Here is a 25,200-nt window from a genome sequence, read left to right on the forward strand (position 1 = left end):
GATGAACTTATGATTTAGCAGCCAGCTTAGCTTCTTTTTCAAGCTTTTTACGGATACGTTGGCGCTTTAAAGGCGATAGATAATCAATAAAAAGAGTGCCTTTAAGGTGATCAAGCTCATGCTGAATACAAATCGCTAATAGCTCGTCAGCGTCTAAGCTGAATTCTTCACCATTTTCATTAAGCGCTTTAACAGTAACAGTTTCTGCGCGGTCAACTTTTGCGTATGAATAAGGGACTGATAAACAGCCTTCTTCACTGACTGTTGAGCCATCTTTCTTAGTGATTTCTGGGTTGATTAATACTAACGGTTGGTCGCGCTCTTCAGATACGTCGATCACCACAATTCGCTGGTGGATATCTACTTGCGTTGCTGCTAAGCCGATACCGTTTTCGTCATACATAGTTTCAAGCATGTCTTTGACGATTTGACGAACTTCATCGTTTACTTCTGGTACTTCTTTCGCGATTGTACGCAAACGCTCATCCGGAAATCTCAAAACTTCTAACCTAGCCATAGTTACCTTTTACACTTGTGATTCATTTAGGGTATTGTATGCTCTTATTTTAGCCATTCGTGTTCACCTTTAACAGGTTTTGGTCGATAATAATCTAAAAACAACTCAAGGAAGCCAAATGAGATACCCACTAGTTGCGGCTTTGTTAGCCTTTAGCTGTGCTTTTTCGGTAGCTGCTGATGTCTTAACAATTAAAAAAGATGCGCCAAAACAATACGTTGTAAAAAAAGATGACACGCTTTGGGATATCTCTGGCGTGTATCTTGACCAGCCTTGGCAATGGCCTGATTTGTGGCAGATGAACCCGCAAATCGCGAATCCGCATTTAATATACCCGGGTGATGCGCTCAGTTTAATTTACGATAAAGACGGAAATCCACGTTTAGTTAAAAATCCGCGTTATAAAAAGCTCTCTCCTGAAGGGCGAATTACACCAAAGGGTAAGCAAGCTGTGCCGACTTTGCCTCTCGAATTGTTGCGTCCATATTTGACTTATGAACAAGCAATTAGCGCCGATATTATTGCACAAAAGCCGTATATTTTAGGTGCCAGCGTTAATACCAAAATGAACACTATTGGTCACACTCTTTACGTTAAAGGTGATTTAACACTAAACGAGGCTTATGGTGTATACCGTAAAGGTAATGACCTTGTCGATCCAAATACAAATGAAGTACTGGCGAACAAAGCGGAGCTTGTGGCGATTGTTCGAGCATTTAGAAGCGGTGATGCGGAAAACGGTGTACCTGCCTCTGTCAAGGTTGAGTTGGTAAAACAAGAGATCAAGCCTAATGACTTCTTAATGCCAGCAATGGAAGGGCAAATGATGCCTGCCTATTTCACTATGAAGCGCCCAGAAGTTGCTTTAGATGGCACTATTATCGCCGCAGCTAATGAAATGCGTGAATTTAGTACCATGGATATTGTTGTACTAAACTTAGGTGCTGACCAAGTGAAGCCAGGTTTTGTACTTGATATTCAACGTCAATCACCAGAAGTGTATGACGGTCGCAATGGTCCGCGTTACCGCGAAGATTCTAACAGCCTAGAGAAGTTCATGACTGATGCAAATGAGCTTTTTGGTATTGAAAGTGATGAAGACAGTAATGTATGGCATATGCCAAAGGAAAAAGTCGGTGAGCTAATGGTGTTTAAGGTATATGACAACGTTAGCTATGCACTGATAGTGAAAAATCAGCATCCGATCCGAGTTGGAGATTATGCAGTTATAAACTAACTCACAAATTGGGCGCTCTAAGGAGGGAGCATGGCACAGGTTTCAGGCAAGCTATCCCATTGGCTTGCCTTTTATTTATGTAAAGGGCTTGGGATCAAAAGTCTTCTTGCATTAAGTCAAAAACAGCCACTGGGAGAGTTATTTACATTAACTACCTCAGAGCTGCAGCAGCTCGGCTTATCAAAGAGCCAAGCCGATAACTTAGTTAATACTGACTGGCAGTTAGTTGCACACTATCAAGCGCAGATAGCTAAGCTGCAAATCAAGGTCATTAGTTATTTTGATGACAGCTATCCGCCGTTACTCAAGCAAATAGCCAGCGCTCCTATATTATTGTTTTGTTTAGGTAACACGGAACTATTACTGTCACCGCAAATAGCTATTGTTGGTAGCCGTAATGCAACACCTACAGGAATTGAAGTAGCCGCCGAGTTTGCCCATCAACTTTGTTCTGTTGGAATGACAGTTACATCAGGTATGGCTATGGGGATTGATGGCGCTGCTCATAAAGGCGCATTAGCGGGCTCTGGCAATACCATAGCTGTACTTGGCACGGGTATCGATATTGCATATCCAAGACGCCATAGCTTACTTATCAAACAAGTTGCAGAGCGGGGCTTGTTGGTTACTGAATTCCTACCTGGCACGGCTGCTAATGCAGCGAACTTTCCGCGCCGAAACCGTATTATCTCTGGGTTGTCATTAGGAGTACTGATTGTTGAGGCGCAAATTAAAAGTGGCTCACTGGTAACGGTACGCTATGCGCTTGAGCAGAATAAAGAGGTGTTTGCAGTGCCAGGCTCGATAAAAAGTCCACTTTCAGAAGCAAGTCATTTTTTAATTAAGCAAGGCGCTAAATTGACAGAAAATATTAGTGATATTCTTGATGAAGTGAGCTTTTTCTGTGAAAACAGTCTATATAGTATAGAACAGCCTATTGCAGATGAACCCGACTGCCCAGTGTTCAAAAGTATAGGGTATGAGGTTACAAGTGTTGATCAAATAACACAGCGAAGCCAATTACCAGTAAACGAAGTACAAGCTCGGTTACTCGACTTAGAGCTCGCAGATAAAATCGAACGAGTACTCGATGGTTATATAAGACTAGGAGGACATAAACATGTTTGACATCCTCATGTATCTTTTTGAAAACTATATCCATAGTGAAGCTGAAATCTTTACTGAAGAGAATGAGCTTACCGATGAGTTAGTTCGTGCTGGCTTCAATAAACCTGAAATCTACAAAGCCCTTGATTGGTTAGAGCAACTGGCTGATTTGCAACAAAGCGACATCTATCCATACCTTAATGCCCAGCCACAACATGCCATGCGTATTTACACCGATAGTGAATGCCAAATGCTGAGTGTTGAGTGTCGTGGTTTTTTAATGTTTATCGAGCAAATTGGTGTAATTAACACCGTAACTCGTGAAATGGTTATAGACAGACTGTGTGCTTTGGATAAACCATATATTTCTTTGGAAGATCTAAAGTGGGTGGTCCTTATGGTGTTATTTAATGTGCCGGGCTCAGAGCAAGCTTACGCGCAAATGGAAGACTTAATATTTGACGAACCAGCGGATGTATTACATTAGTTCGACTTTGCTTGTATCTTTGTTGAGTTTGGGTATATTAGGCGAAAATTAGCCAACCCCACAGGAATCTTATGAGTAAAATCGACCATTCTCTTTTTTCTGCAGATAAACATGCACTCGAAAAAGAGTATGAGGTTTGCCCTAAATGCGGTTCTGAATTGGTTATGCGCAACTCAAAGTCAGGCCCATTTTTAGGCTGTGCCAGTTACCCCAAGTGTGACTACATCCGTTCTTTAGCACATCATGATAGCCAACAAATAAAAGTTCTCGAAGACAGTGCCTGTCCTGAGTGTGGCAAACCATTGGTAATTAAAAATGGCCGTTATGGCATGTTTATCGGTTGTACTGGTTACCCAGAATGCCATTATATTGCTCATGATGAAGAGCCTGACGATGCCCCTAAATTACCTACTTGCCCTAAATGCAAAAAAGGTCAGCTGGTTGCGCGTAGTAATAAGTTTGGCAAAACCTTTTATTCTTGTGATAGCTATCCGCGTTGTAAATATACACTTAATTATAAACCCGTGGCGACCGAGTGTCCGGCCTGTCATTGGCCAATTATGACCGAAAAGAAAACAGCTTCAGGTGTTGTGTTACAATGCCCTCAGAAGTCGTGTATGCATAAGTTAGTCGAGTCTTAATGTACTTGTAATTCGTTTTTTAGGAGAGTTTCTTTGTCTGATCCTGTTGCACAACCAACCAATGCAATTGATGCTTTGCAGCAAGGTGGCGTGATTGTTTATCCAACCGAAGCTGTTTTTGGTCTTGGTTGCGATCCTGATAACCAAGCCGCGGTTGAAAAGCTTTTAGCCATCAAACAACGCCCTGTAGAAAAAGGCTTAATTTTAATTGCTGACAATTATGGCCAGTTATTAAAGTATGTAGATGATGCCAAAATCCCAATGGATAAACGTGCTGATATCTTTTCACAATGGCCAGGAGCTATCACTTGGGTGATGCCAGCTGCAAAAGAAACGCCAAAGTGGTTAACAGGTCAGTTTGATACTATTGCTGTGCGTGTTACTGATCATCCGACGGTAAAAGCTTTGTGTCAGCAATTTGGTAAGCCTTTGGTTTCAACAAGTGCAAACTTAACTGGTCAAGAAACGGTAATGACTATCGCACAAGCGAAAAGCGAATTTGCTGATACGGTAGATTTTTATGTTGATGAGCCGTTAGGTGGCAACAGCCAACCAAGTGTGATCAAAGACGCAGCGACCGGAAAAGTATTTAGAGGATAAACATGCAAAGCGAGCTACTCGAACAAGTTAAAACCTATTTAATGGCCTTGCAAGATACAATTTGTCAGGGCCTTGAAAGTGCCGACGGCAAAGCAAAGTTTGTTGAAGATAATTGGCAACGTGCAGAAGGCGGCGGTGGCCGTACTCGTGTTATCCAAGGTGGCAATGTCATTGAACAGGGTGGGGTGAATTACTCGCATGTGTTTGGTGCTTCAATGCCAGCATCAGCAACAGCGCATCGTCCAGAGCTCGCTGGTCGTAGCTTTCATGCATGCGGTGTGTCATTAGTGATCCATCCTAATAACCCACATATTCCAACTAGCCATGCCAACGTGCGTTTCTTTATTGCCGAAAAAGAAGGCGAAGAGCCAATTTGGTGGTTTGGTGGCGGTTTTGATTTAACGCCTTTTTACCCTGTATTTGAAGATGTACAACATTGGCATCAGGTGGCAAGCGATTTATGCCAGCCATTTGGTGCAGAGGTTTACGACAAATATAAAAACTGGTGTGATGATTACTTTTATTTAAAACACCGCGACGAAACACGTGGTGTTGGTGGCTTATTTTTTGATGATTTAAATGAGCTTGGCTTTGAACAAAGCTTTGCTTTCATGCAGGCGGTAGGAAATGGTTATTTAGATGCTTACCTACCTATTATTGAGCGCCGTAAAGACACGCCAATAACTGAGCAACAACGCGACTTCCAATTGTATCGTCGTGGTCGTTATGTTGAGTTTAATCTTGTTTGGGACCGCGGAACATTATTTGGCTTACAAACAGGTGGACGCACTGAGTCTATCTTAATGTCGATGCCACCACTAGCACGTTGGGAATATAACTATGTACCAGCTGCAGACAGCCCAGAGGCTAAGCTGTATCAGTACTATTTACGCCCTCAAGACTGGTTAAATAGCAAAGAATCTGATCTAGTTGCACGCCAGTGGCAGCTTTAATCAAGTATTGAAACCACTCTAATCAACATTATGTTGTCACCCTCAACTAGGGTGGCAACACTGTCACTGTTAGGCAGCTCTGCCAATACACTAAATAGCACTTCTGCTTTTAATATCTCTAGCTGATCAGATGTTGTATCAATAGGTGCGCTAACCTGTGTTAAGCACTGACTGATATCACAGGCATAGAAATCAAGTTTCACTTCAAAATATTCAGGGTGCTGAATAAGCTTATCAAAACCATCAACAATACTTTGTTCAAGCTTATCGCTTTGTGACGTTTTACCTTGGCTGAGAAGTGATTGAGCAATTTGCTGAATATCGTCATGATAAATATATTCATTAATAGTGCTTATTTGATTAGCGGAATCATTCACGCTGTACTGATAGGTCAATAGTAGCGCCGCACTAATACCAATGCAGACTAAAAGAGTTGTTATAAATTTCATTTAAACATCCTTATTTACTATGAAATACTCATAACAACTCTAGCAGTTGCATAAAAAACGTGCAATTCAGCTTAATTTAAAGCGCCTTACTTGCTCATCCAGTGAACGTGCTAACGACAACAGCTCTTCACTGACTTTTTGGTTTTCATGCGCATCGACTAATGAGTGCTCGGCATTATCACTAATTGCTATAACGCTTTGGTTAATTTCTTCAGCCGCCAAATTTTGCTGTTCAGTGGCATCAGCAATTTGCACGTTAAGCTGATTTATCTCACTCATTTGTGAAGAAATATCACGTAATGCTTTAGCTACTTGCTTAACTTGGACTGCACGCTCGTCTGCTTCTTCACAAGAGTTATTCATAGTATTAACGGTGTGTGCCGCTTCACTTTGTAATTTGTCTATAGTGCGGCGAATTTCGTCGGTTGAGTCATGGGTGCGGGTTGCCAAAGTGCGCACTTCATCGGCAACAACGGCAAATCCTCGACCAGCTTCTCCAGCACGGGCGGCTTCAATAGCCGCATTGAGCGCAAGTAAGTTAGTTTGTTCAGCAATACTACTGATCACCTCAAGTACTTTACCAACGTCTAACGTTTGGGTTTGTAATTGAGTTACTTGCTCGGCGGCCGCTCTAACATCAGCCGCAAGTTGATTGATACTTTGCTCAGTGTGTTCTGCAACATGCAAGCTTTGCTGTGCAAGTTGGTTACTGTGTTCTGATTTCTCAGAAGCAAAATGCGTGGTGTTTTTAACTTCGCTTGATGAACTTTCGAGTTCATTGATGGCGGCAGCGACAGAGTCTGTTCCTTGCTTTTGCTTTAAGATAGCCTGTTCCGTGGCATCTGCTGAGGCATAAATGCTTTCGGCTGAATGGATCAATACCTTAGAAGAGTGGGAAACCTGCGCAATATTATCCTTAAAGGCGCCAATCATGTGATTAAAGCTGGTGGCAAGTGAGCTCAGTTCGTCATTATTGCTGTCGTCTACAGTGAGGCTTAAATCTTTATTGGTGGTTGCTAAGTGCATAGTATGACTAATGACTTTCAAGCGTTTAATAAATACTTTTCTAAACATCACTGCCAGCAGTGAAAATGCAGAAATGAAAATAGCAGTTAATAGCAGTGTATTCATTAAGGTGTTTTGTGATACTTCTTGCTCAATATCAGCCAACGAATAACTAATTTTTACTACTCCTAATACATCACCTTCCTGCGCTTGATGGCAGCCTAAGCAATTAGTGCCTTTATAATCACTACGAGCAAACATAGGCTTCAGATAGGTCATCGTGCTATTTTGATTATCAATAAATAATGTTTCAGTACCTGTCAGTGCTTTTCGCTCAGTATCGTTAGTCGCAACCTGGTTGGGATTTCCTGACCCATAAATTTTATTAACGATTGGACTACGTATGATATGGGCATCTTCAATATTAGGGTGGCTTCTTAATTTAGTACTCAGAATTTCACGATTAGCCATAGTGCCAGTTAGCATCATGGTGTTAATAGAATCAAAGTAATTATCGGCAAGCAGTTTTATGTTACTTTCAACGGTATCTTGCGCTAATTCATGTTGTTGCTGGGCGCTGCTGAATATACTGGCAAATAATACCAATACGCCTGTCAGTGCCAACAGGGCATAAATTTTAAATTGGATTGATTTCATGCGACGACGCTTTTTCTAAATTAAGGAAAATTTATTATCTTTATTTAAAAAAAGCGTACATTGATATAGCGCAAAGCTTAGTTAGTTTTGATTGATCATATGGCTGGCGAGTTGCGATAAAGATTGTCTTAACCCTTCGCGAAGTAGTGGGTTATCAATTTCGATATCGAGCGTTTTATTCATACAATGCATCCATTGGTCACGTAAGTCTTGATCAATAGGGAAAGGCATGTGACGCTTTCTTAGCATCGGGTGACCATATTTTTCAACAAATAGGTCGGGGCCGCCCAGCCAGCCAGATAAAAACTCAAAGAATACTTGGCGAATTCTATCTAAAGGCTGAGGATGCATATCATATAATGGTTTGGCGTATTCATCAGTGGCCATTATGTCGTAAAATCGATTTGCAATTGCTCGAGCTCCTGCTTCACCACCAATAATTTCATAAGGTGTTTTTTCTGGGGTAGGCGTTTCAGGCATTGGTTTCGATTTAGAAAAAAGTCGTTTAATCATAATATTAATAAAGCTCTACAGGGCGAAGAGGTTGCTTCACTATGGACAAATACGCGGTTTTTGGAAATCCAATCAAACATTCGAAATCACCCGCAATACACGCACAATTTGCTGCATCATTAAACGAGCAAATCGAATACAGCGCCATTTTAGCACCAACAGATGCATTTGAAAAAACTGTCACTGGGTTTTTCGCTGCTGGTGGTAAAGGGGCTAATGTCACTTTGCCATTTAAAGAGCAGGCTTTTGCCATGGTAGATGAACTAACAGAACAAGCAAAAATAGCCGAGGCCGTTAATACCATTAAACAACTCGAAGATGGCCGCTTACTCGGTGATAACACCGATGGTGTAGGGCTGGTTAAAGACCTTTTAGCCAATAATGTCACTTTAAAAGGTCAGCGAGTACTTCTTATTGGAGCGGGTGGTGCGGCGAGAGGTGTCATTCAACCATTATTGAATGAACAAATCGAAAGCTTAACAATAGCCAACCGTACCGTTGAAAAAGCGCAAGCACTTGCAAGTCATTTTAAGGGGGAGATAGATGTGCAAGGTTGTGGTTTAAATGATATCCCAGCAAGTAACTATAATGTGGTTATCAATTCTACATCAAGTAGTGTAACTGGAGACTTGCCAGGTATAGCACAGCAGCACGTTACAAAGTGTCAGTGCGCATACGATATGTTTTACGCGAATGATGATACGGCATTCATTAGATGGGTTAAGTCGATTAACCCAACATGTTTAACACTCGATGGTTGTGGCATGCTGGTTGGCCAAGCTGCACAAGCTTATTTTGTATGGCGCAATAAAATGCCAGAAATTCTTCCCATTGTGAACGCGCTTAAAGCAGGAGAAATTGCGTGAATCAAGCTATCCAATTTATCGACCGACTTGAATTTAAGCCCGATGAAAAGCAGTTGGTGTTCTTTGCTCAAGTAAGTGGCTTGATGGTGGAGTGTATTATTGATACCAGCAAGTATGATTTTGCCGCCCAAAGCAGCGCAGTTAATTACTTTGAATCTTATCGTTTCGATTACGAAGAGCTCGCCGAGAAACTGATCGAAGATGAACAGTATAACTCGGCAGGACAAATTGAATTAACCGAGGTGTTTTAGCCCTCAGCTAAGTATTCATCTTTAAGCTGAACATAATTGTCAGCAGAAATTTTTAAAAAGGCGCGCTCTTGTTCTGTTAAAGGGCGGGCCTGTTTAACCGGACTACCTACATATAAGTAACCTGACTCTAAACGCTTATTAGGTGGGACCAATGAACCACCACCAATGATCACATCATCTTCAACAATTACATTGTCCATCACTATTGCACCCATCCCCACAAGAATACGATTACCAAGTTGGCAGCCGTGTAGCATGACTTTATGGCCAACAGTGACATCATCTCCAATTATAAGAGGGTAACCATCTGGATTTGACTTAGAGGCACGAGTTAAATGTAAAACACTGCCGTCTTGAATGTTCGTACGCTCACCAATACGGATATAGTTAACATCACCACGCGCAGCAACAAGAGGCCAAACACTTGAATCCTTGCCAAGCGAAATATCACCTACTAAAACTGATGACTCATCAATATAAACACTATTATCGAATGTCGGAGTGATCCCTTTATAAGAACGGATAGTCATAAATTCACCTTAAATTTTAAAAATGCGCTCAGTCTAGTGTAACAGCGAAGTAAAGAAATACATCAAAAGGCCCCTAATTTGATTGTAAAACAGCCAGTTTTAGGGTGTTTAGTTCAAAAGCTGAGCGAACAGTACATTTTTTTAAATTTTATTGAAAAAAGTGCTTGCGTAAAAAATCCATCTCCCTATAATGCGACCCCACTGACACGGCGGGCAGCAACGAAAGACGCTAAACAACGTAGCAGAGAGTTAAGTGAAACTTCGGTTTCAAATTATCGAAAGAAAGTTTGAAATTAAGTGTTGACTCGAAAAATTAAGGATGTATTATACGCATCCCTAGCGACAACGTCGCAACGTTCTTTAACAATATAAAGCAATCATCTGTGTGGGCACTCGTACAGATTGAGTTCTAACAGCAGATTCTAGTTCGCTAGATGACGCAAGCAAATTTAGAGTCTCAATTGAACTGAGTGACCAACGGAAACAAGTTTACTTGTTTCAGCACAGTCAATTCGATTCGAAAGAATCAAAATTCAGAATTCATTGAGCATGTCCTTCGGGACAGAAAAAACTTTTAATTGAAGAGTTTGATCATGGCTCAGATTGAACGCTGGCGGCAGGCCTAACACATGCAAGTCGAGCGGAAACGAAGAGGTGCTTGCACCTCTGGCGTCGAGCGGCGGACGGGTGAGTAATGCTTGGGAATATGCCTTATGGTGGGGGACAACAGTTGGAAACGACTGCTAATACCGCATGATGTCTACGGACCAAAGTGGGGGACCTTCGGGCCTCACGCCATAAGATTAGCCCAAGTGGGATTAGCTAGTTGGTGAGGTAATGGCTCACCAAGGCGACGATCCCTAGCTGGTTTGAGAGGATGATCAGCCACACTGGGACTGAGACACGGCCCAGACTCCTACGGGAGGCAGCAGTGGGGAATATTGCACAATGGGCGCAAGCCTGATGCAGCCATGCCGCGTGTGTGAAGAAGGCCTTCGGGTTGTAAAGCACTTTCAGTAAGGAGGAAAGGTTAAGTGTTAATAGCACTTAGCTGTGACGTTACTTACAGAAGAAGCACCGGCTAACTCCGTGCCAGCAGCCGCGGTAATACGGAGGGTGCGAGCGTTAATCGGAATTACTGGGCGTAAAGCGTACGCAGGCGGTTTGTTAAGCGAGATGTGAAAGCCCCGGGCTCAACCTGGGAACTGCATTTCGAACTGGCAAACTAGAGTGTGATAGAGGGTGGTAGAATTTCAGGTGTAGCGGTGAAATGCGTAGAGATCTGAAGGAATACCGATGGCGAAGGCAGCCACCTGGGTCAACACTGACGCTCATGTACGAAAGCGTGGGGAGCAAACAGGATTAGATACCCTGGTAGTCCACGCCGTAAACGATGTCTACTAGAAGCTCGGGTCTTCGGACTTGTTTTTCAAAGCTAACGCATTAAGTAGACCGCCTGGGGAGTACGGCCGCAAGGTTAAAACTCAAATGAATTGACGGGGGCCCGCACAAGCGGTGGAGCATGTGGTTTAATTCGATGCAACGCGAAGAACCTTACCTACACTTGACATACAGAGAACTTACCAGAGATGGTTTGGTGCCTTCGGGAACTCTGATACAGGTGCTGCATGGCTGTCGTCAGCTCGTGTTGTGAGATGTTGGGTTAAGTCCCGCAACGAGCGCAACCCCTATCCTTAGTTGCCAGCGATTCGGTCGGGAACTCTAAGGAGACTGCCGGTGATAAACCGGAGGAAGGTGGGGACGACGTCAAGTCATCATGGCCCTTACGTGTAGGGCTACACACGTGCTACAATGGCGCATACAGAGTGCTGCGAACCTGCGAGGGTAAGCGAATCACTTAAAGTGCGTCGTAGTCCGGATTGGAGTCTGCAACTCGACTCCATGAAGTCGGAATCGCTAGTAATCGCATATCAGAATGATGCGGTGAATACGTTCCCGGGCCTTGTACACACCGCCCGTCACACCATGGGAGTGGGTTGCTCCAGAAGTGGATAGTCTAACCTTCGGGAGGACGTTCACCACGGAGTGATTCATGACTGGGGTGAAGTCGTAACAAGGTAGCCCTAGGGGAACCTGGGGCTGGATCACCTCCTTATACGATTTAGAACTTATTTGTTCGTAGTGTCCACACAGATGATTGTTGATTGTAAAGAGAACAACACTTATTGTTTGGGTCTGTAGCTCAGTTGGTTAGAGCGCACCCCTGATAAGGGTGAGGTCGGTAGTTCAAATCTACTCAGACCCACCACTTCTTTGAAGTGGAAACTAAACAGTAAGTACCAGCATATGTGGGGCTATAGCTCAGCTGGGAGAGCGCCTGCCTTGCACGCAGGAGGTCAGCAGTTCGATCCTGCTTAGCTCCACCACTTTTACTCCTTAAAAATAAACATTCTTAATCAGGTAATAAACTGCTTGAGAATAGAGTGTGTTTAATTTTGAGAAGTTTATTCTCTTGCTCTTTAAAAATTTGGAAAGCTGATATTAAAATTCTTATAGATATTCGTATCTATAAAGAGTTTTCAAAAGTAAAAATATGCCATTAATCGAAAGATTAATTGGTATCTACTTTAGTATTCTCATCATTATTTGATGAATTAACTTCTGGCGAAGTTAACAGCTGTCACTAACAAAGACCCGTTTGGGTTGTATGGTTAAGTGACTAAGCGTACACGGTGGATGCCTTGGCAGTTGGAGGCGATGAAGGACGTATTAACTTGCGATAAGCCTAGTCAAGCTAGTAAAAAGCGCTTGAGACTAGGATTTCCGAATGGGGAAACCCACCTGCTTGCAGGTATCGTTAACTGAATACATAGGTTAACGAGGCGAACGCGGAGAACTGAAACATCTAAGTACCCGTAGGAACAGAAATCAACCGAGATTCCGGAAGTAGCGGCGAGCGAAACCGGACCAGCCCTTAAGCTTATTATGTGTTAGTGAAACATTCTGGAAAGTTTGACGATACAGGGTGATAGTCCCGTACACGAAAATGCATCTTAAGTGAAATCGAGTAGGTCGGAGCACGTGAAACTTTGACTGAATATAGGTGGACCATCATCTAAGGCTAAATACTCCCAACTGACCGATAGTGAACCAGTACCGTGAGGGAAAGGCGAAAAGAACCCCTGTGAGGGGAGTGAAATAGAACCTGAAACCGTGTACGTACAAGCAGTAGGAGCCCTTCGAGGGTGACTGCGTACCTTTTGTATAATGGGTCAGCGACTTATATTTTGTAGCGAGGTTAACCGATTAGGGTAGCCGTAGTGAAAGCGAGCGTTAACTGCGCGTTTAGTTGCAAGGTATAGACCCGAAACCCGGTGATCTAGCCATGGGCAGGTTGAAGGTTGAGTAACATCAACTGGAGGACCGAACCCACTAACGTTGAAAAGTTAGGGGATGACCTGTGGCTAGGAGTGAAAGGCTAATCAAACCGGGAGATAGCTGGTTCTCCCCGAAATCTATTTAGGTAGAGCCTCGGACGAATACTTACGGGGGTAGAGCACTGTTAAGGCTAGGGGGTCATCCCGACTTACCAACCCTTTGCAAACTCCGAATACCGTAAAGTACTATCCGGGAGACACACGGCGGGTGCTAACGTCCGTCGTGAAGAGGGAAACAACCCAGACCGCCAGCTAAGGTCCCAAAGTCATAGTTAAGTGGGAAACGATGTGGAAAGGCCCAGACAGCCAGGAGGTTGGCTTAGAAGCAGCCATCCTTTAAAGAAAGCGTAATAGCTCACTGGTCGAGTCGGTCTGCGCGGAAGATGTAACGGGGCTAAACTATGCACCGAAGCTGCGGATTCAAACTTTGTTTGAGTGGTAGGGGAGCGTTCTGTAAGCCGTTGAAGGTGTACCGGGAGGTATGCTGGAGGTATCAGAAGTGCGAATGCTGACATGAGTAACGATAATGCGGGTGAAAAACCCGCACGCCGGAAGACCAAGGGTTCCTATCCCATGTTAATCAGGGTAGGGTAAGTCGACCCCTAAGGCGAGGCCGAAAGGCGTAGTCGATGGGAAACGGGTTAATATTCCCGTACTTGGTATAATTGCGATGGGGGGACGGAGCAGGCTAAACAAGCATGGCGTTGGTTGTCCATGTGAAAGTGAGTAGGTTGAGAGTTTAGGAAAATCCGGACTCTTAAGACTGAGACACGAGACGAGCACCCAAGGGTGTGAAGTTGTTGATGCCATACTTCCAGGAAAAGCCTCTAAGCTTCAGATTATACCGAATCGTACCCCAAACCGACACAGGTGGTCAGGTAGAGAATACTAAGGCGCTTGAGAGAACTCGGGTGAAGGAACTAGGCAAAATCGTACCGTAACTTCGGGAGAAGGTACGCTCCTATCTGTGATGAGACTTGCTCTCTAAGCGGACGGGAGCCGCAGTGACCAGGTGGCTGGGACTGTTTATTAAAAACACAGCACTGTGCAAAATCGCAAGATGACGTATACGGTGTGACACCTGCCCGGTGCCGGAAGGTTAATTGATGGGGTTAGTTTTCGGACGAAGCTCTTGATCGAAGCCCCGGTAAACGGCGGCCGTAACTATAACGGTCCTAAGGTAGCGAAATTCCTTGTCGGGTAAGTTCCGACCTGCACGAATGGTGTAACCATGGCCACGCTGTCTCCACCCGAGACTCAGTGAAATTGAAATCGCAGTGAAGATGCTGTGTACCCGCGGCTAGACGGAAAGACCCCGTGAACCTTTACTACAGCTTGGCACTGAACATTGAACCTACATGTGTAGGATAGGTGGGAGGCTTTGAAGCAGAGACGCTAGTCTTTGTGGAGCCGTCCTTGAAATACCACCCTTGTAGTTTTGATGTTCTAACGTTGGTCCCTAATCGGGATTACGGACAGTGCCTGGTGGGTAGTTTGACTGGGGCGGTCTCCTCCCAAAGAGTAACGGAGGAGCACGAAGGTTGGCTAAGTACGGTCGGACATCGTACGGTTAGTGTAATGGTAGAAGCCAGCTTAACTGCGAGACAGACACGTCGAGCAGGTACGAAAGTAGGTCATAGTGATCCGGTGGTTCTGAATGGAAGGGCCATCGCTCAACGGATAAAAGGTACTCCGGGGATAACAGGCTGATACCGCCCAAGAGTTCATATCGACGGCGGTGTTTGGCACCTCGATGTCGGCTCATCACATCCTGGGGCTGAAGTCGGTCCCAAGGGTATGGCTGTTCGCCATTTAAAGTGGTACGCGAGCTGGGTTTAGAACGTCGTGAGACAGTTCGGTCCCTATCTGCCGTGGGCGTTTGAGAATTGAGAGGGGTTGCTCCTAGTACGAGAGGACCGGAGTGAACGAACCGCTGGTGTTCGGGTTGTCATGCCAATGGCACTGCCCGGTAGCTACGTTCGGAACTGATAAGCGCTGAAAGCATCTAAGCGCGAAGCAGGCCTCGAGATGAGTTCTCACTAGACTTTTAAAGTCTCTGAAGGGCCGTTGAAGACTACAACGTTGATAGGCAGGATGTGGAAGTGGTGCGAGCCATTAAGCTAACCTGTACTAATTACCCGTGAGGCTTAACCATACAACGCCAAACGCGTTTTATGACAGCGTAACAGACAGAAGTTAAGAAACTAAAGTAGACATTTACTTGATATCAGAATTCCGAATTTTAGTTAATTGCTAAGGCGATTAACAACCCAAATTTGCTTGGTGACAATAGCGTTTTGGACCCACCTGACCCCATGCCGAACTCAGTAGTGAAACGAAACAGCGCCGATGATAGTGTGGCATTTGCCATGTGAAAGTAGGACATTGCCAGGCTCCAAATTAAAGAAAGCCCGATTCGAAAGAGTCGGGCTTTTTTGCGTCTGGAGCTGTCAGCTTTCAGCCGTCAGACGTCAGCTGAAATGTGGGGTTGTATAGTGCAGAGTTTCCCTCAGCAACAAAACTTTGTAGGAGGCACGTTAGTGCCGAATCTAGACCTTAACAAACACATTCATGGCTGAATCCATTCCTACAAGTACACTTTGCCTAGAGCCTCTGGCAGAGGGAGACTCAGCACCAAACACCTCCACAAAGCGGCTGAACGCTGACGGCTGAAATCTGATAGCTCTGTGTTGGGTTTCGCTGCGATCTACCCAATGTACCAACCAAATTTACCCTTTGTTGCAATTTTAATCTTGGTTTAGTACCTGAGCTATGTAAAACTATTTGCGTTTTTAAACCACAATCAGGTGACATGAATGTCTCAAATAAAAGCTTGGAAACTTATTAGCCTGTTTTGTTTGGTAAGCTTGCTTATGGGCTGTGAGTCGAAAGAAGAGCAGCTGAAACAAACAATACAACAATCCATAGAAAAAGCTGAGGTTGAATTAAATCAGCTTGGTACAGCGCTTGATAATGGCTCTTTGCGTAATGCGACGATACTTAAACAATACGGACAGGTGCTTGCTGAGCAGCAGCCGCAACTTTCTGAGATCGCACGAGTAATTAGTCTTGATGCGACCCGTGACGGGGCTATTTATACAGGTCTTACACAACGCTTAGCAGATGTTAAGTCTACTTATCTAATACCACCTTATGAAGATACCCTTCATCAACTTGATCTCATTCGTGATGCTGCCAAGCCATCTTTATTTCAAGATGCGCTTACTGATCCTATCAATATGCTGGCAGACATGTCGCAAGGGTCACTAGCAAGGGTTGGCGCTATTAGTGAAGCAGCTGAAGGTGAAAGCGTTGGTAACCAATTGGTCGGTAACCCTAACTATGGGCAGTGGCAAACTAATAGCAACGGTACAAGCTTTTGGGTTTGGTATGGGATGTATCGTATGTTGGGCGATGTATTCGACCGAGTTGAATATGGTCGCTGGAGCAGAAACAGAAAGTACAGCTATTACAATGACTATGGCCGTTATCGTTATTCGAGCCCAAAACAGATTAAAGCACAACAAACGGTAGAGACGCGTACTCGTCAGTCTTATCAACGCCAGGGTAAACAATTCACTAGTCCGTATGCCACTAAACGCAGTGGTGCATCTGGATTAAGCCGAAGCAGCTATACACCACCACGCACCCGTAGTAGCTATGCTTCTAGCAGTAGTTACAGTAAAAGCTCTGGGTCATTACGAAACAGCTCGAGCAGAACATCACGTGGCATTAGCCGCGGTAAGTAGTGAAAAGAATAACCACCGGAGTTACAACATATGTATGAATTTAATGGAATAACAACTTGGTCGTTGCAAGCTTTAGCAATCGACTTTGCAATCATTATCGCTTTATTTGTCAGCCTAAAATTTATCAAAGGCTGGGTATCTAATTTACATGCTAATGATGAAATAACTGAGCGCGACAATTTTGCTTTTGGTATTAGTTTTGCGGCCGGACTTGTGGCACTTGCCATTGTTCTTAGTGGTGTAAGCAGCGGCGCATTTGCACCTACCCTACAACAAGAAGCATTACAAATGCTAGGTTATGGTGTGATGGCAATTGTGCTTATTAAGCTTGGTCATTTCTTCCAAGACAAGGTAGCGCTTCGTAAAGTGAGTCTGCATGACGAAATCGTAAAAGGCAACGCAACTGCTGCATTGATTGATTTTGGTCATGTAGTGAGTGTAGCTATTGTTATTCGCTCAGCTTTATTTTGGGTGGCGACCGAAGGCTGGCATGGTATTCCAATCGTGATCGCGGCCTTTGCAATTGGCAGCATTGCGATGCTATTGATCAGCCAATATCGAGTGCAGTTATTCAAGCGTACTAATCGCAGTGGTGACTGCTTGCAACAAGCGGTTATCGACGGCAACTTAGCCGTGGGTATTCGTTACGCTGGCTTTTTAGTGGGTAGTGCATTGGCATTAACTGCTGCATCAGGTATCGCTCCTTATGCGGCTGACAACATTGCTGCTAGTTTAGGTTACTGGGCATTAAGTGCAGCGGTAAGTTTAGTTGCCTTCATTTTATTACACTTAGTGACTATCAAAATCATCTTATCAGGCTGTGATATTTCAGATGAAGTAAACCGCCAGAAAAACGTAGGTGTAGCTGCTATCTCTGCAGCGGTTTCATTTGCGATAGGTTCGACTATGGCAACCTTGTTAGGTGCCTAATTAAGTGTCTACTACAACAAGCGCCCCAAGTAGGGCCAATCTACTTGGGCATGACTTCCTATTAATAACTGTTATGGCCGTACTCGCTGGGTGCGGCCTTATTTATGAATATCTGCTATCTCATTATGCAGGTCGGGTTCTAGGCTCGGTCGAGAGCGCCATTTATGCCATGATTGGTACCATGATTGTCGCTATGGGTATCGGTGCTTTTTTAGCGCGTTGGTTTAAAGATGCATTTACTGCTTTTGCTTGGCTTGAGAGTATTATTGCTTTGGTCGGCATGGGCTGTATTTTAGCGATTGCTAGCGTTATCGCTGTGAGTTATTCATTGCCGCATATCTTCTCTGAAATTTTTAACCTGCCTGCGGATACTGTCCTTAACGGCTATGTATTTGAAAAGCTACAGGAGTGGTCACGTTTCTTACCCTATGTGTTTGGCCTATTACTCGGGCTATTAATTGGTATGGAGATCCCTTTGATCGCGCGTATTCGCCAGCAGGTTTATGGTCGCTTTTTAGAAAATAATGCGGGTACTATTTACGGGGCTGATTATATTGGCGCCGGTGTCGGTGCTGCGATTTGGGTAAGCATTATGCTTGCAATGCCAATTATGCAAGCGGCAGCTTGGACGGCGTTGTTTAATATTATTGCTGGTCTGGTGTTTTTATGGCGCTATCATCAACATGTTCGCTTCGCTAAGTTATTGTTGGTTTGCCATGTACTGTTGTTGATGTTTTTTGCACTTGTGCTCGTGCTTGGCACCAGCTGGATGAAAAACCTCAGCAATGTTTTATACAAAGATAAAGTCATATACTCGCAAGCAACCAAGTATCAGCACTTAGTGTTAACCGAGCGTTTAAGTCGCAATCAGCCGAATGCAATTACTGATCTTTACCTCAATGGCCGTCTACAGTTCTCAAGTGTGGATGAGCAAATTTATCATTCAATGCTTGTGTATCCTGCTATGTTGGCTTCAAATCGTCATGACCGCGTGTTGATCATCGGGGGTGGTGACGGGCTTGCATTGCGCGATGTTTTGAAGTGGCCAGTAAAGCATGTCACCTTGGTTGATTTAGATGGTCAGTTGTTAAACTTATTTGGCAATGAGGTCGGTGAATATGACGCGCCAGAGGAAATAAGAACACGGTTAACAGCGCTAAATAAGCATTCTATGAGTGATCCTCGCGCTGATATTCGCATTGCAGATGCCTTTTTAGAAGTTGAAGCTATGTTGGCAAAAGGCATGCGCTTTGACACTATTTTGATTGACCTACCAGACCCTAACCATCCTGACCTTAATAAGATGTACAGTGACTATTTTTATAATCATGTGCGTCAGTTGTTGGCGCCTGATGGGGCTGTGGCTGTGCAATCAACATCGCCTTATCATGCGAAAAAAGCGTTTTTAAGTATTGCTAAAACAATGAAAGCAGCTGGCTTTGGTTATGTTGAGCAATACCAACAAAATATTCCTTCGTTTGGTCAATGGGGTTGGACAATCGCGACCACGGCTGGCAAATCAGCAAGTCAGCGAATTCGTGAAACTAACGAATTACCAGTGCCATCTCGTTGGGTAAGTAAAGAATATTTATTGGCTTCTTTTGTGTTTCCGAATCATTTTTTTGAACAAGTAAACACGATAGAAGTCAATAGATTAGGTTCTGGAACCTTATATGATTATTACCGCCAAGCGTGGCAAGTTGAAACCGAATTGTACAAAAATTGATATTTTATAGTTGACATAATATGTCGGCTATGCAAATCTTAACTCAGACATAATATGTCAAAACGTAAAAAGGTGAGACATGGAATTAAATGAACTATCAATCAAACTGGCTTCTTTTGAAACAGAAGGTGTGAGCTTTGAGTCTTTCTTGATTGCCAACGAAGGTGAACAAGATGTGTTACAAGTTATCGTCGATGGGAATGATGAGTTACCTATCTTTGTTACTCAAACAGAAGAGCAATTACTGTGTATTAGCTACCTGTTTGCTGAAAACGAAGTACAAGCAGATATGCGTAATGAGTTAAACGAAACGTTACTACGTTTAAATGTGCCAATTCCATTAAGCGCATTTGCAAAAATTGATGACAAATACGCTATTTTTGGCGCGCTATCGGTTAATTCATCGTTTGATGATATTACCCATGAGTTGGTAACACTGGCTGACAATGCGATTGATGCACTTGAAGCCGTGACCATTTATTTAAACGATTAATTAGCAATTTCTGGAGTTAAGATTATGAGTATTTTAAAGAAACTATTTACAGCTGTACGTGGTGGCGCTCGTGAAGCAGGACAAGCAGTTGTTGATGCAAACGGTATCCGTATCTTTGAACAAGAAATTGCTGATGCACAAAATGCCTTACAACGCGCTAAGAAAAGCCTTACCGAAGTAATGGCAAAAGAGATGCAAACTAAGCGTAAAATTAGCGCACTAGATGCATCAATTGCAGAACATGAAGCGTATGCAGGTCAAGCACTTGAAAAAGGTAACGAAGCGTTAGCATTAGAAATCGCAGAAAAAATTGGTGATTTCGAAGCTGAAAAAGCAGAGCACGAAGAAGTGTTAGCTGGCTTTAGTAACCACATTGTGCAACTAAAGCAGCAAGTTAAAGAAGCTGAAAAGTCGATTAAAGAAAACCAACGTCAATTAACGATGGTTAAAACGACTGAAAGTGTGCAGCAAGCAACAATGGCTGTTAACAGCACGCTAAATACTAATAGTTCATCAATGACATCAGCACGCGAGTCTCTAGAGCGTATTAAACAACGCCAGCAAGACCGTCAAGACCAGTTAGGTGCGGCTAAGCAATTAGAAGCTGATACTAACGGCGATGATTTAAAAGCGAAAATGGCTGAAGCGGGTATCGGCGATACCAACCCAAAAAGCGCAGATATTTTGGCGCGTATTAAAGCAAAACAAAATAGCTAATCAGTTAACGGAAAGACAAAAGGTAACCCACGCACTGGGTTACCTTTTTTGCTTCAACAAGGAGTCAGCCAATGTTTAACTTTTTTAAATCTAAAAAAGCCCCAGAGCGTCAGCTTACTGATCCAAGCCAATTACTCGTTGGTGATATGCTAACAGTGATTGATTCGTTCGCTTATCCAAGCTGGTTAAAAGGACAGACACTGCGTGTTATTGATGTGCAAACGTATCAGTATCAACGTAGTGCAGAGTATGAGCTGGTACTCGAGAGTGAATCTGGCCAAGTGGTGTTTTTGCAAATTGAATCAGATGACGGTGAACAATGGGCAAACTTTGCGATCAAAATTCAGCGTGATGATGTTGATGAGATTTTTACCCTTGATGAGTTCGCTCGTATTTTTGATGAAGATGAGCTAACGGCAATTAATGTGCAGAATAGCCCTGAACGCTTTAGCCACTTTTTAGCATCAAGCTATAAACAAACAGAAGCCCCTTATGTGTGTTATTTCCATAATAAGGATTACCGTAATCAGCCTTTACCTCGTTACGAAGACGAAGGCGGTGAACCGTGTGAAATGATTTGTTTAAGCTCTGATGATGAATCACATAGTTTAAATATTGAGATCTGGGAAGGCGGTGAAACAGAAGTATCACTCACGTTAACTAGACCAATTAGCGATATTGTTGATTTATTTCCTGGGGATGCCAAGTGAGTGATGCAAAAGCCAAGTGGCAGCGTCAGGAGCAGGCCGTAAGAGCCACGCAAATGGCGTTTGATTTAAGCAGTGAAGTGCAAAAATCAATAAAAAAACAAGCAATTGACCAAGAGCTTACCCCATCAGATATGATCCGTAAGATTTTGGAGCTCGACGTTAAATCGAAAAAAACCAGGCAGCGTTTATCGTTTAACTTAAATGATGAAGAGATTGCCTTATTGGCTGAGCGTTTTGGTGTTGCAGCCGATGATAAGCGTGCTGTAAAGCAGCGGGTTGCTGAATTACTCATTGAACATAGTAAAAAAAGCTAAGGTTTTGCCTTTACTTCTTTAAGCCCTTACACTGAGACTAGATGTTTGAAAGAAGTGGCATGACTGTGGATATTATTTTACTTGCGTATTTAGTTATTTTTGCATTATTTGGCACTGCAGCAAGTTACTTTGTTCGCTACATTTATGCTTACTGGGTGCATAATACAATGCATGTAAAATACATTTATAAGGCCGGGATTTGTATCATCAGCGTGGTGATAGTATCCGGCCTTATTGCATTACTTACTTAATCTCGATGGCTTGGCATTGCTGTGAGATACACAGCGATTGTACCGGTAAGACAGGTGAACAGTCGTTAACTGTTAATGCTTGACCAGATGACCTCTCAACTGCTGTAATTTGCTCAGCAAGTTGCTCTGCTTTTTCTTGTGCCGTGTTCAATGTTGAATAGACCACATAGCGGCTTGGGCCACCACATGCTCTTTCACCGACTTCTAACACCTTACATTGAAAACTAGCTGTACAACTATTATTACTAACGATATCGTTCAGCTGATCATTTAAATCACTCAAATCAACGCGCACAGAAACTACCCGACGTTGTTGTTTCACAACCCGTTAAAGCAATACTTGCTAACATAGTTGTAGTGATGAAAAGTTTCTTTAAAGTCGATGAACGAACCATTATTGCTTATTCCTTAGTATACACTTGCCGCTGAGCCTTCGATTTTAACACAAGTATTAGCAGAACACTGCGCACCTGGTGCGGTTAGATGCTGACAAATACTCATCATGTCGTTCGCTGCGTTAAATTGTTTTTCAAGGGCAGTGATATCTTTTGCAAGTTTTTCAACTTCAGCCGTGTCAGCTGTTTTGGTTGAATAAACAATGAAGCTACTTGGGCCGCCACAGGCACGGCTACCAACAGGTAATACTTTACATTGGCTGCTGTTATCACAGCTTGGATCATCGATTAATTGTTTAAGCTGCTCATGGGCTGAGCTGATAGTGGCTTTATCTGGAGCTGCTTTAGTCACTTCTTCAGTATTTTCTATTTTTACGGCTTTTGGTGCCTCGACAAGTTTATCGCTTGTTGCCGTTGATTCGGCTTGCCCACCCGTTGCAGCGTCAGAGCACGCAGTTAATAACACAGGAAATAAAATTGCCAATAGAGGATAGCGCATAACATACCTAAAAATCGTTGAATAAGTACTCACTATCATACACATTGCTCAAAGTGGAGCAATAAAAACGTTAGTTTTCAGAAAGTAGCTCTGTTATCACAGAGCTACAGGAGTATTAAAGGATTACAAACCGCCTTGTGTTAGTTTGGCTGGGTTGAGTAACTCACTCAATTCTTCACGTGAGATATCAGTATGTTCTGCAGCAACATCAATAATTGGACGGCCTTCTTGATAAGCTAATTTGGCAATTTTAGCTGCTTTGCTATAGCCGATCACCGGATTAAGTGCCGTAACCAGAATTGGGTTTTTGGCGAGTGCTTTATCAACATTGCTCTGGTTTACTTTAAAGCTGGTAATCGCTTTATCTGCAAGTGCCTCACTGCTATTAGCCAGCAGTTCGATACTTTGCAGAATGTTTAAGGCAATCACAGGTAGCATCACATTAAGTTCAAAATTACCAGCTTGACCAGCCACAGTAATAGTGGCGTCATTGCCAATAACTTGTGCGCTGACCATAGCTGCAGCTTCAGGGATTACTGGGTTTACTTTACCTGGCATAATTGATGAACCAGGCTGTAAGGCTTGAAGCTCGATTTCACCAAGACCTGCAAGAGGGCCTGAGTTCATCCAGCGCAGGTCATTGGCTATTTTCATCTGTGCTACGGCTAATACCTTAAGCTGACCCGAAAGCGCTACAATAGCATCTTGTGAACCTATGTTATAAAAGAAGTTTTTGCTCGGGCTAAAGCGAATACCTAAATTCTCACTTAAGTGCTGACAAAACTGACCGGCAAACGCTGGATCGGCATTGATACCAGTACCAACGGCTGTACCACCTTGTGCAAGTTCACAAACCCGCTCTAGTGCTTGGCGAATACCTGTCATGGCGTGATCGACTTGTAACTGCCATGCAGCTAATGTTTGCGCAAAACTTACTGGCATGGCATCCATTAAATGAGTGCGACCAGTTTTAACAATATGGCCGACTTCGGCTTGCTTGTTTTGCAAGCTTTGACTGAGTTTATCTAGTTTAGGAAATAGTTCATAAATGATGTTAATAGCGCTACTTACAGCAATTGCTGTGGGGATCACATCATTTGAGCTTTGTCCCATATTCACGTCATCATTGGGGTGAATAGTTTCGTTTGCCAGTTGGCTTGCCAGTGTCGCTATTACCTCATTGGCATTCATATTAGAGCTAGTGCCAGAGCCGGTTTGAAATACATCAACAGGAAACTCTGAAAAGTGTTTACCATCGATGATTTCTTGGCATGCTTGCTCAATTGCTTTCGCTTTGCCTTGGTTCAAGTGACCTAATGCGGCGTTACTTTGTGCGGCGGCTTGCTTAATATAGGCGAGGGCTGTGATAAATTGCTTAGGCATGGCTAAGCCACTAATTTTAAAATTGTTGATAGCACGTTGCGTTTGAGCTTGATACAAAGCGTCTGCTGGGACTTGTAGTTCGCCCATGCTATCTGATTCGGTTCTAAATTGGCTCATAAACACTCCTAAATCGGGTTAAATTCTTGGCTGAGAAGACATGCTTCTCGCTCCAAACTGAAATACTTTTCAATACAGTTATGAGTTTTGTAATAACGCTTTAGCGCAAGTTGCGGTTTATAAAGCTGAGCCAAACATTGTTTACGAATTGCATTATGTACTAATGAATCACACATCTTTTCAAGCAATTCATGAAAGGTGCGTCTTAGATACAGCTCTTGCAAAATAAAGTTGTGATGCTTTTCGTAATAGCGTGCAATGTTTAAACCCGCTTCAACATAGTTAGCAACAAGTGCAGGGGCATGTAGCCCTGGTCTTTGGCAAACACATTTCATTTGCCGCTGATATTGCAGCATAGCATTGTGAGAGTGCATAGAAAAACCGATTAGCTGTAATGATAATTGTTATCATTACAGCTAATCGGTTTTAGTGCAAGTCTTATCTAGTGAAGCTAAGACTGGATAGATTAACTGTGAGTGATTAATTGTAGCCGAGAATAAAAATCTGGTCTGTTTCATGTTTTTTCGGCGCCTGTACATTTTCTTTATTACATTGAGAAAGTAGTTCGATCACAGTTGCTCTAGCATCACAACTTGTTAAGGCGGCTTTTTCGCTTTCAGCGCGTTCGCTGGCAGCAAGTGCTGCATCTACAGCAGTGTAGGGTGAGATATACATAATATTACTCCTATTGATTAATTCACTTAA

At 43.3% G+C, this 25,200-nt stretch carries 25 protein-coding genes, 2 tRNA genes, 3 rRNA genes and 1 pseudogene; 21 read left to right on the forward strand and 10 right to left on the reverse strand.

All coding sequences use genetic code 11. The features are described from left to right. Positions 1–7 precede the first annotated feature (7 nt). Positions 8–517, reverse strand: coding sequence for a peptide deformylase (locus tag HYD28_02480; GenBank protein ID QLE07929.1), 510 nt, complete (start codon positions 515–517; stop codon positions 8–10). 118 nt (positions 518–635) lie between these two features. On the opposite strand from HYD28_02480, the gene HYD28_02485 reads away from it, so the two are divergent. The 6 genes from HYD28_02485 to hemF all read left to right on the forward strand — a co-directional run bounded on the left by HYD28_02485 (position 636) and on the right by hemF (position 5,542). Continuing rightward, positions 636–1,754 carry a LysM peptidoglycan-binding domain-containing protein gene (locus HYD28_02485; GenBank protein QLE07930.1) on the forward strand — a complete coding sequence of 373 codons (1,119 nt, stop codon included), beginning with the start codon at positions 636–638 and terminating at the stop codon, positions 1,752–1,754. A 30-nt stretch (positions 1,755–1,784) separates the two neighbouring features. Then, complete coding sequence (gene dprA, locus HYD28_02490; GenBank protein QLE07931.1) at positions 1,785–2,882, forward strand: DNA-protecting protein DprA; 1,098 nt, start codon at positions 1,785–1,787, stop codon at positions 2,880–2,882. After that, a complete protein-coding gene (locus HYD28_02495) occupies positions 2,875–3,348 on the forward strand; it encodes a DUF494 domain-containing protein (GenBank protein QLE07932.1) in 474 nt (157 codons plus the stop codon). Before dprA ends, HYD28_02495 begins: the two co-directional genes overlap by 8 nt. Before the next feature lie 71 nt (positions 3,349–3,419). Next, positions 3,420–3,989 carry a topoisomerase DNA-binding C4 zinc finger domain-containing protein gene (locus HYD28_02500; GenBank protein ID QLE07933.1) on the forward strand — a complete coding sequence of 190 codons (570 nt, stop codon included), beginning with the start codon at positions 3,420–3,422 and terminating at the stop codon, positions 3,987–3,989. A 33-nt stretch (positions 3,990–4,022) separates the two neighbouring features. After that, positions 4,023–4,589 (forward strand): threonylcarbamoyl-AMP synthase, encoded by a 567-nt coding sequence (locus HYD28_02505; protein QLE07934.1) that lies wholly within the window; start codon positions 4,023–4,025, stop codon positions 4,587–4,589. A gap of 2 nt (positions 4,590–4,591) precedes the next feature. Beyond that, a complete protein-coding gene (gene hemF / locus HYD28_02510) occupies positions 4,592–5,542 on the forward strand; it encodes an oxygen-dependent coproporphyrinogen oxidase (GenBank protein ID QLE07935.1) in 951 nt (316 codons plus the stop codon). Here the strand turns inward: hemF and HYD28_02515 are convergent. From HYD28_02515 to HYD28_02525, 3 genes are all read right to left on the reverse strand, one after another. Continuing rightward, positions 5,539–5,991 (reverse strand): hypothetical protein, encoded by a 453-nt coding sequence (locus tag HYD28_02515; GenBank protein ID QLE07936.1) that lies wholly within the window; start codon positions 5,989–5,991, stop codon positions 5,539–5,541. The two genes, hemF and HYD28_02515, sit on opposite strands and share 4 nt — an antisense overlap. 66 nt (positions 5,992–6,057) lie before the next feature. Then, complete coding sequence (locus tag HYD28_02520; GenBank protein ID QLE07937.1) at positions 6,058–7,653, reverse strand: methyl-accepting chemotaxis protein; 1,596 nt, start codon at positions 7,651–7,653, stop codon at positions 6,058–6,060. An 81-nt stretch (positions 7,654–7,734) separates the two neighbouring features. Beyond that, positions 7,735–8,166 carry a group II truncated hemoglobin gene (locus HYD28_02525; GenBank protein QLE07938.1) on the reverse strand — a complete coding sequence of 144 codons (432 nt, stop codon included), beginning with the start codon at positions 8,164–8,166 and terminating at the stop codon, positions 7,735–7,737. A 41-nt stretch (positions 8,167–8,207) separates the two neighbouring features. On the opposite strand from HYD28_02525, the gene aroE reads away from it, so the two are divergent. Together aroE and HYD28_02535 are read left to right on the forward strand one after the other, a co-directional pair. After that, a complete protein-coding gene (aroE, locus tag HYD28_02530; GenBank protein ID QLE07939.1) occupies positions 8,208–9,032 on the forward strand; it encodes a shikimate dehydrogenase in 825 nt (274 codons plus the stop codon). After that, positions 9,029–9,283, forward strand: a complete 255-nt coding sequence (locus HYD28_02535; GenBank protein ID QLE07940.1) for a DUF1488 domain-containing protein — start codon at positions 9,029–9,031, stop codon at positions 9,281–9,283. Before aroE ends, HYD28_02535 begins: the two co-directional genes overlap by 4 nt. Here the strand turns inward: HYD28_02535 and HYD28_02540 are convergent. Beyond that, positions 9,280–9,813 (reverse strand): gamma carbonic anhydrase family protein, encoded by a 534-nt coding sequence (locus HYD28_02540; GenBank protein QLE07941.1) that lies wholly within the window; start codon positions 9,811–9,813, stop codon positions 9,280–9,282. The two genes, HYD28_02535 and HYD28_02540, sit on opposite strands and share 4 nt — an antisense overlap. Before the next feature lie 574 nt (positions 9,814–10,387). On the opposite strand from HYD28_02540, the gene HYD28_02545 reads away from it, so the two are divergent. From HYD28_02545 to HYD28_02605, 13 genes are all read left to right on the forward strand, one after another. Continuing rightward, positions 10,388–11,929 (forward strand): 16S ribosomal RNA (locus HYD28_02545). 76 nt (positions 11,930–12,005) lie between these two features. After that, positions 12,006–12,082 (forward strand) — tRNA-Ile (locus HYD28_02550). 42 nt (positions 12,083–12,124) lie between these two features. Next, positions 12,125–12,200: transfer RNA gene (locus HYD28_02555), tRNA-Ala, on the forward strand. 276 nt (positions 12,201–12,476) lie between these two features. After that, a 23S ribosomal RNA gene (locus HYD28_02560) occupies positions 12,477–15,384 on the forward strand. A gap of 106 nt (positions 15,385–15,490) precedes the next feature. Beyond that, positions 15,491–15,605: ribosomal RNA gene (rrf, locus tag HYD28_02565) — 5S ribosomal RNA — on the forward strand. The 16S, 23S and 5S rRNA genes sit together here with 2 tRNA genes alongside, the layout of an rRNA operon. A 422-nt stretch (positions 15,606–16,027) precedes the next feature. Beyond that, complete coding sequence (locus HYD28_02570; protein ID QLE07942.1) at positions 16,028–16,960, forward strand: CHAD domain-containing protein; 933 nt, start codon at positions 16,028–16,030, stop codon at positions 16,958–16,960. A gap of 30 nt (positions 16,961–16,990) precedes the next feature. Beyond that, positions 16,991–17,890 (forward strand): DUF350 domain-containing protein, encoded by a 900-nt coding sequence (locus HYD28_02575; protein ID QLE07943.1) that lies wholly within the window; start codon positions 16,991–16,993, stop codon positions 17,888–17,890. 4 nt (positions 17,891–17,894) lie between these two features. After that, the gene (locus HYD28_02580; protein ID QLE07944.1) at positions 17,895–19,616 is read left to right on the forward strand and encodes a polyamine aminopropyltransferase; all 1,722 of its coding nucleotides are present in this window, start codon (positions 17,895–17,897) and stop codon (positions 19,614–19,616) included. Positions 19,617–19,695: 79 nt separating this feature from the next. Continuing rightward, positions 19,696–20,109: a DUF2170 family protein gene (locus tag HYD28_02585; GenBank protein QLE07945.1), complete on the forward strand. Its 414-nt coding sequence runs from the start codon at positions 19,696–19,698 to the stop codon at positions 20,107–20,109. A 24-nt stretch (positions 20,110–20,133) separates the two neighbouring features. Further along, positions 20,134–20,826 (forward strand): PspA/IM30 family protein, encoded by a 693-nt coding sequence (locus tag HYD28_02590; GenBank protein ID QLE07946.1) that lies wholly within the window; start codon positions 20,134–20,136, stop codon positions 20,824–20,826. A gap of 71 nt (positions 20,827–20,897) precedes the next feature. Then, entirely contained in the window at positions 20,898–21,536 is a 639-nt protein-coding gene (locus HYD28_02595; protein ID QLE07947.1) for a hypothetical protein, read from the forward strand. Beyond that, entirely contained in the window at positions 21,533–21,850 is a 318-nt protein-coding gene (locus HYD28_02600; protein QLE07948.1) for a hypothetical protein, read from the forward strand. The genes HYD28_02595 and HYD28_02600 overlap by 4 nt, the downstream gene beginning before the upstream one ends. A gap of 65 nt (positions 21,851–21,915) precedes the next feature. Then, entirely contained in the window at positions 21,916–22,101 is a 186-nt protein-coding gene (locus HYD28_02605) for a hypothetical protein (protein QLE10466.1), read from the forward strand. Here the strand turns inward: HYD28_02605 and HYD28_02610 are convergent. From HYD28_02610 to HYD28_02630, 5 genes and pseudogenes are all read right to left on the reverse strand, one after another. Continuing rightward, positions 22,094–22,496, reverse strand: a pseudogene (locus tag HYD28_02610) (hypothetical protein). The gene HYD28_02605 and the pseudogene HYD28_02610 sit on opposite strands and share 8 nt — an antisense overlap. A gap of 13 nt (positions 22,497–22,509) precedes the next feature. Next, positions 22,510–22,995 carry a hypothetical protein gene (locus HYD28_02615; protein QLE07949.1) on the reverse strand — a complete coding sequence of 162 codons (486 nt, stop codon included), beginning with the start codon at positions 22,993–22,995 and terminating at the stop codon, positions 22,510–22,512. Between the two features lie 123 nt (positions 22,996–23,118). Next, on the reverse strand, positions 23,119–24,495 hold the full coding sequence (locus HYD28_02620; GenBank protein ID QLE07950.1) for a class II fumarate hydratase: 1,377 nt from the start codon (positions 24,493–24,495) through the stop codon (positions 23,119–23,121). Positions 24,496–24,503: 8 nt separating this feature from the next. After that, the gene (locus HYD28_02625) at positions 24,504–24,830 is read right to left on the reverse strand and encodes a hypothetical protein (protein QLE10467.1); all 327 of its coding nucleotides are present in this window, start codon (positions 24,828–24,830) and stop codon (positions 24,504–24,506) included. A gap of 145 nt (positions 24,831–24,975) precedes the next feature. Continuing rightward, the gene (locus HYD28_02630) at positions 24,976–25,170 is read right to left on the reverse strand and encodes a hypothetical protein (protein ID QLE07951.1); all 195 of its coding nucleotides are present in this window, start codon (positions 25,168–25,170) and stop codon (positions 24,976–24,978) included. Between the last annotated feature and the right edge of the window lie 30 nt (positions 25,171–25,200).

The sequence above is a fragment of the Pseudoalteromonas shioyasakiensis genome (assembly GCA_013391845.1).
GTDB classification, from domain to species: Bacteria; Pseudomonadota; Gammaproteobacteria; order Enterobacterales; family Alteromonadaceae; genus Pseudoalteromonas; species Pseudoalteromonas apostichopi.

Bases quoted from the DNA above. Each gene is read 5' to 3' on its own strand.
- HYD28_02480 (QLE07929.1), bottom strand. From the start codon at position 517: ATGGCTAGGTTAGAAGTTTTGAGATTTCCGGATGAGCGTTTGCGTACA.
- HYD28_02485 (QLE07930.1), top strand. From the start codon at position 636: ATGAGATACCCACTAGTTGCGGCTTTGTTAGCCTTTAGCTGTGCTTTT.
- dprA (QLE07931.1), top strand. From the start codon at position 1,785: ATGGCACAGGTTTCAGGCAAGCTATCCCATTGGCTTGCCTTTTATTTA.
- HYD28_02495 (QLE07932.1), top strand. From the start codon at position 2,875: ATGTTTGACATCCTCATGTATCTTTTTGAAAACTATATCCATAGTGAA.
- HYD28_02500 (QLE07933.1), top strand. From the start codon at position 3,420: ATGAGTAAAATCGACCATTCTCTTTTTTCTGCAGATAAACATGCACTC.
- hemF (QLE07935.1), top strand. From the start codon at position 4,592: ATGCAAAGCGAGCTACTCGAACAAGTTAAAACCTATTTAATGGCCTTG.
- HYD28_02515 (QLE07936.1), bottom strand. From the start codon at position 5,991: ATGAAATTTATAACAACTCTTTTAGTCTGCATTGGTATTAGTGCGGCG.
- HYD28_02520 (QLE07937.1), bottom strand. From the start codon at position 7,653: ATGAAATCAATCCAATTTAAAATTTATGCCCTGTTGGCACTGACAGGC.
- HYD28_02525 (QLE07938.1), bottom strand. From the start codon at position 8,166: ATGATTAAACGACTTTTTTCTAAATCGAAACCAATGCCTGAAACGCCT.
- aroE (QLE07939.1), top strand. From the start codon at position 8,208: ATGGACAAATACGCGGTTTTTGGAAATCCAATCAAACATTCGAAATCA.
- HYD28_02540 (QLE07941.1), bottom strand. From the start codon at position 9,813: ATGACTATCCGTTCTTATAAAGGGATCACTCCGACATTCGATAATAGT.
- HYD28_02570 (QLE07942.1), top strand. From the start codon at position 16,028: ATGTCTCAAATAAAAGCTTGGAAACTTATTAGCCTGTTTTGTTTGGTA.
- HYD28_02575 (QLE07943.1), top strand. From the start codon at position 16,991: ATGTATGAATTTAATGGAATAACAACTTGGTCGTTGCAAGCTTTAGCA.
- HYD28_02585 (QLE07945.1), top strand. From the start codon at position 19,696: ATGGAATTAAATGAACTATCAATCAAACTGGCTTCTTTTGAAACAGAA.
- HYD28_02590 (QLE07946.1), top strand. From the start codon at position 20,134: ATGAGTATTTTAAAGAAACTATTTACAGCTGTACGTGGTGGCGCTCGT.
- HYD28_02595 (QLE07947.1), top strand. From the start codon at position 20,898: ATGTTTAACTTTTTTAAATCTAAAAAAGCCCCAGAGCGTCAGCTTACT.
- HYD28_02615 (QLE07949.1), bottom strand. From the start codon at position 22,995: ATGCGCTATCCTCTATTGGCAATTTTATTTCCTGTGTTATTAACTGCG.
- HYD28_02620 (QLE07950.1), bottom strand. From the start codon at position 24,495: ATGAGCCAATTTAGAACCGAATCAGATAGCATGGGCGAACTACAAGTC.
- HYD28_02625 (QLE10467.1), bottom strand. From the start codon at position 24,830: ATGAAATGTGTTTGCCAAAGACCAGGGCTACATGCCCCTGCACTTGTT.
- HYD28_02630 (QLE07951.1), bottom strand. From the start codon at position 25,170: ATGTATATCTCACCCTACACTGCTGTAGATGCAGCACTTGCTGCCAGC.